Here is a 5,803-nt window from a genome sequence, read left to right on the forward strand (position 1 = left end):
TTCTATTCTGTCCAGATATATTCCATCTGAACTATCCTTTATAATATTGCCATCCTTTGCGCTTTTAAATATTGAATTCACAAGCGTGTACCCTTTTGGGGCTTTTGTCTCCTGAACCGTGATTGTTCCCGTCTGCAAAACCACATCCTCAAGGCCGCACTTACCGCTGTCATCCGTCTTAAGCGTCCAGCTCTGATCCGGCTTCTCTGGGAGCTCGTCCACGGAATTATAAAAATTCCTGTAATAATTGACTGTAAACTCAGCCCCTGACAAGACAGCATCTCCCTGAGATTTATCTCCCGTCTCCGCATCCTGTTTGTATATGCTCAGATCAATCTTGCCTGAGATCACCTTGTCCCAAGTCTCCCAGCTTATTTCAAGCTCCGTGGATGTACTGACCTCCTTGCCATCCACGGACAGGAATTCTCCTTCTTCGTTTATAACGAGCTGTGCCACAGCACTGTTTCTCTCATAGTTGTACGGAGCCCTTTCCTCATATATCCTGTATGTTCCGAACGGCATATCTGTGATCTCATAGGTTCCAAGTCCGCCATATTCTGACATCACAACTATACCATGTCCATTCTCATCAGTCTCTATCTGAGCCACCAGAGTGCGCAGACTCTGTGTGCCGTTTTTCACTTCCATCTCAATATTGTACAGAGCTTCTCCCACACCGGCGCCGGAATCTCTGTCGGTCTTGTGCAGACTGAACTTTCCAAGAACAGGCTTCTCTCCCGTCCATTCAATATCCATAGAAATACTGCTTGAAGCTACCGTTCCAAATAACAACTGCTGGTCATCATCTACCTGAGTGGAATCTACAGTATACACTGTAACTCCGGGGATCCCTTTACCAGACTTTACTGTGCCCGTTCCCTTATGAGCCTTCTCAGCACTGAAAAAGAATCTGTCGCCTCCCATTATAGTTACCTTACCTGTCTTGTGGATGGTGAACTCCTTTTCTCCGCTTTTCCTGATATGGAGCCATGTATCCGCCGGTACCGAGATCCTCACTCCATTCTCAGCATCTGCCTTACACCTCATTATCCTGGTTCTTCTTCTCTTCTCACCAGTCTTCTTGTCCACATAACCGGTATAATCCTTAAGACTTACATAATTACCGTAATTCTCTTTGCTTCCATCATCTATTATCTCTATATCTGCCTGATCTCCTTGAAGGACGATCTCATCTCGCTTTGTCTCCGATATGTATTTATAGAATTCGTCTATAACGTCAAAATACTGTCCATGTCTTATATAATTCAAAGTCAGTGTCATGATGAGCTGTCTGTGATCTGCGGACACCCCCTTAAAACCAGACCACACATATTCACTTCCCGGTCCATACAGAAACGCTTTCTGAAGCAGTCTGTCATTTGTCACGGAAAATGCCACCTTGTCCGTGCTCTTAACTTCATATTTCTTATGATCGCCGCAGTATGCCCTGTACTCTACACCATCCTTATGCACCGTGTAATGCCTCGTGTATGGCATCCCATTGTAAAACACCACATCGCCGCTTAGGATGCAGTCCACATCTTCATAACTTATCTCATATCCGGCCATAGCCGCAATTCCATCCGTTGAGGTGGCCATAACATCAGTATGCCTGCTTTTCTCCCCGGCATACAGTTCGTCAGCACTTGACCTTGTACTGAACCTATGATAAAAAACCACACCGGCCACACATACGGCCATAAGAACAGCCAGCAGAATCTTATATACATACAATCTTTTCATAATCTCTTCCTTTCTGTTTAAGTTTCAGCCCATTCATAACCGTATCCGGTAAGAGCCGTCTTCATGAATCTGTTTAGCTGTTTTATGTGCACAAAAAAAGCTTACGTGCATTAAAAAGCACGCAAGCTTCATTGTCAATAGAATGGCAAACATTCCTCAACAAAGCGAATTTCCACTGAAAATCACCCGTTTTTTACATGGTCTGTATATTTTGATCTCATTTGTAAATTGGAATTTAACCCTCTGGATAATTAAGTCTGCTGTCATCTATATCATACAGAACCTGTGACAGGAATTTCTCTGCAAGATAGTTCGCCATACCGAGATTCATATCCAGGTAATTGCCGCACTCTCTTGGATTTGCTCCAGGGATCGGATCGTGATAATGTCTTATGAATTCGAACATTGATATCATAAGCTCCACTATATCCTTCGACTCATAATCGCCTGCGAGTATGAGATAAAATCCCGTCCTGCAGCCCATAGGTCCAAAGTATATGACCCTGTCCTTATACTCTTCATTATTTCTCAAGAATGTCGCACCGAGATGCTCTATGGTATGAACCTCCGCAGTGTTCATAACCGGCTCATAATTCGGCTTTGTCATCCTTATGTCAAATGTTGTGAGGATCTGATCCCCAGCCTTATCCTTTCTCGACACATAAATGCCCGGATTCAGGAGAAGATGATTTATCTGAAAACTTGCTATCTTATCCATGTCTACTTCACCTCATATCTCTTTATTATCTCTGTCATCATGTTTACACTGTTCTCTATAGCCTTTGCCGCAAATGTAGGATAATCCATCTCTGCACTGTCATCAGCCTTGTCCGATATGGCCCGGACAACAAGGTACGGAACCTTATTCAGCACTGCAACATGTCCTATGGCCGCGCCCTCCATCTCTGCACATCTTCCACCAAATGTCTCCACAAGCCATTTCTTCTTGTCCTTGCTCCAGATAAACTGATCGCCGCTCACCACTCTTCCAGTGAACACCTTGACTCCTATATTTGCTGCATCCACTGAGTCCTGTGCTATCTTAAGCAGCTCATCGCTGGTCTTGAACACGCTCAGCTCTGTATCAGGGATCACACCCGGCTCATATCCAAGGGCGGATACATCCATATCGTGCTCCACGGTATCCGTAGCCAGAACGATGTCTCCTATATCTATGTCAGCATCCAGTGATCCGGCTATTCCGGTGTTGATGATAGCTGACACTCCATACATGTCGATCAGCGACTGGGTACACATGGCCGCATTGACCTTGCCGACACCGCACTTTACGACCACGACATCCGTTCCTTCTATCTGTCCTTTGTAGAATCTCATGCCACACTTGTCTGTGACCTGGAGCCCATCTATCATCTCTTTCAGTCTTGCGACTTCCTCGTCCATCGCACCTATGATTCCAAGCATCTCTTATACCTCCATTATCCATTGCTACCTGTCAACTATACTACAACATTCGGAATATGTATATCCTCTTCATAAAAGGAACCTGTCTCCTAAAGCTCCTGAACAGCACCCGAAGTTCTCCCATACGCTGTACATATTCGTCCCCGGACACCTCGCCGCCATAGCTTATGCCTTCCATATATGCCGCAAGGTCCTCAGTCTCCGCCGGATCTGCGCCCTTACAGAAATATTCAAGCTGCTGCCTGTGATTTCCCGCCTTCGAAAAATCATCCGACGCAAGTCTTGCATAATCACACATATACCTATAGTAAGCTATCACATTTCCAGTCTTATCTCTCCTGTGATAACCCACAAAACGAACTATCTTCCTGACTGCTATACGTCCCACAAACAAGAGCACTGCAAATGCTATACATCCCGCCAGAACATATATTATCCACACGGCATTTCCAAGTGAAAATGCTGTGCCGGTCGTATCTGTTCCGGTATCTCCGCTGTCATCACCTACTAGCCATCTTCCAAATCTGGACCAAAAATCATCCTGGGTCTCATCCTCATCTTCACTCGACGGAGGTGTCAGCTCCACGACCTGCCATCTGCCACGTATGAACGCCTCTATCCACGCATGAGCTCCGCCATCGTCCACATACACCTGAACAACAGCCGTTCTTCCAAGCTCTGATGAGCCTGAATAATAATCATCGTAACTGAACTGTTCTTCATCGAGCATTGTTCCGTCAAGGACCTCGGTGTAATCCACGGCATACCCCTCCACATATCTTGTGGGTATCCCCATGTATCTCAGGATCAGCGCCCCCGCAGTGGCATAATTGGCACACAGGCCCTTCTTCGTGGTATCAAGGAAATAATTGACATAATCCTCATCCCTCGGCGTGGCTCCCGGATGCAGTGTGTACGGATAATTCTCCAGGAAGTATATATACACCTTCTGCAGCACATTATCCACACTGTCTTTTTCCGTGATTCCTGCGCTCTCACAGAATCTTCGTATTGAATCCATATTCTCCTCTGGAATCTCAAGATACTTGTCATCCACCGATGGCATAACCGGCTCAGCCAGAGCGGATGGACTGTACTCCACACTGTACAATGAATCGCCCTCTTTGTAAGTATTCATGGCTTCTATATCAGTGTAGTAAGGGTAATATTTTAGATCTCCGGCGCCATCTATGTTCTGTATATCCATTCGTCCTCTGGCATGTCCTTCAGAATTGACCGGTGACGGATAGTCGCCATCCTTATCTCTGTCCCAATGATCCCAGCTATACTCATCACCAACGAACGCTTTCAGATAGATCCTGTTTGTGCTATATGGTGCAAATGTGATTACCAGATCCGTCTGTCCATCAAGTGTGACATCCGACACGCCTCCAAGCTTTCCATTCGCCAGTCCTCCGGTATTCGCCGAATTCCTTAGGGATTCAAATCCATACATGATGAGGTTTCCAAGCGGGCCTTCGATCTTGTTCTTCGCCGAGCTATCACGATACCTGTACAGATAAGTCTGCTGCGGCTTGACAAGGATAACCGCACTTCCCACCAATATACATACAGCCGCCACACCGGCCGCAAGCTGCAGAGACGCCCTGTCACTATGCCTGTAACTGAATCTTCGCTTCTTCTCATCATATTCAAACGTACTGTCCTTGTCAGTTATACGGAAGTGACCATTTCCCTTAAGGCAGATAACTCCCAAAAGTCCTGTGGATACCATGAACATGTAAATAACATCCGGCTCAAGCCTGAAAAACAATGGTAATATAAACACAGGAAGTGAAAACCACACTGCCCAGAACACACTCATATTCGTGTTAAGGAAAATGTTGAGGATTATTATCTCTACACAGCCTATAGCGATGGCTGCCACAGGAACAGTGAGCGCCCTGTTGGACAAAGTCTCGGAGAATACCTTAACCTCCTGGGCTCCATAATAATCAGTCACATGATCCAGAAACTCATTTACGATAGCATAAAATCCACTGTTTATATAACGTCTGAGGAGCATGATGAACAGGACAAAAGCGACAAGAAATATGACATATCCCACATCTCTCACCCACACCTTGCCTGATTTGAACAGACCACAGAAGTACATGGCCAGCAGCGCATACGCCAGAAATATAACAGGAACACCGTACGCCATATCTATACACGACAAAAAGCCGCACATTGAACCGCCTATGATAAATATCTCCAGCAGGCATTTTGCAACAATACCTCTGCTGTCCGATTTTCTTCTGCGCAGCTTTCTTTTTCTGTAATCCGCGCCTTCTCTGCCTCCATCTGTGATCTCCGGATCGTTGAGCAGCCTTACACCTTCACAGAATTCTACCGCTTTCCTGTCTTCAGTTTTCTTTTTTCTACCAAAGATTCTACCCAATTATGTATCCTTTCACACGATCTCCATATGTAAACACTACATTGCCATCCGCTCTCATATCGCCGGAAACAACTATGATCCTTCTGTCAGAATCCAGATTCTTCTCAAGCATCGATAACCCATAGCCAAAATCTGTATACGCCTGCTCATAAAAGATCTTCTCCATCCATTCAGCGAGATCATCCCTGCTGTCTATCGAAGTCCTGACTATATCGCCCTGCGCGCCGCTCCAGTAAT

5 protein-coding genes are annotated in these 5,803 nt (G+C 45.6%); all 5 read right to left on the reverse strand.

Annotated elements, in window-relative coordinates:
- The coding region (locus tag CCU_RS07550) for an MSCRAMM family protein (protein WP_243440875.1) at positions 1 to 1,743 on the reverse strand (1,743 nt) is incomplete at its 3' end.
- Positions 1,744 to 1,978: 235 nt separating this feature from the next.
- The gene (locus CCU_RS07555) at positions 1,979 to 2,461 is read right to left on the reverse strand and encodes an S-ribosylhomocysteine lyase (RefSeq protein WP_015534167.1); all 483 of its coding nucleotides are present in this window, start codon (positions 2,459 to 2,461) and stop codon (positions 1,979 to 1,981) included.
- 2 nt (positions 2,462 to 2,463) lie between these two features.
- Positions 2,464 to 3,165 carry a 5'-methylthioadenosine/adenosylhomocysteine nucleosidase gene (locus tag CCU_RS07560; RefSeq protein WP_015534168.1) on the reverse strand — a complete coding sequence of 234 codons (702 nt, stop codon included), beginning with the start codon at positions 3,163 to 3,165 and terminating at the stop codon, positions 2,464 to 2,466.
- A gap of 40 nt (positions 3,166 to 3,205) precedes the next feature.
- Complete coding sequence (locus CCU_RS07565) at positions 3,206 to 5,566, reverse strand: transglutaminase-like domain-containing protein (RefSeq protein ID WP_208896091.1); 2,361 nt, start codon at positions 5,564 to 5,566, stop codon at positions 3,206 to 3,208.
- The coding region (locus CCU_RS07570) for a hypothetical protein (protein WP_208896092.1) at positions 5,559 to 5,803 on the reverse strand (245 nt) is incomplete at its 5' end. The genes CCU_RS07565 and CCU_RS07570, both read right to left, overlap by 8 nt.

The sequence above is a fragment of the Coprococcus sp. ART55/1 genome, from assembly GCF_000210595.1.
Lineage (GTDB): Bacteria > Bacillota > Clostridia > Lachnospirales > Lachnospiraceae > Coprococcus > Coprococcus aceti.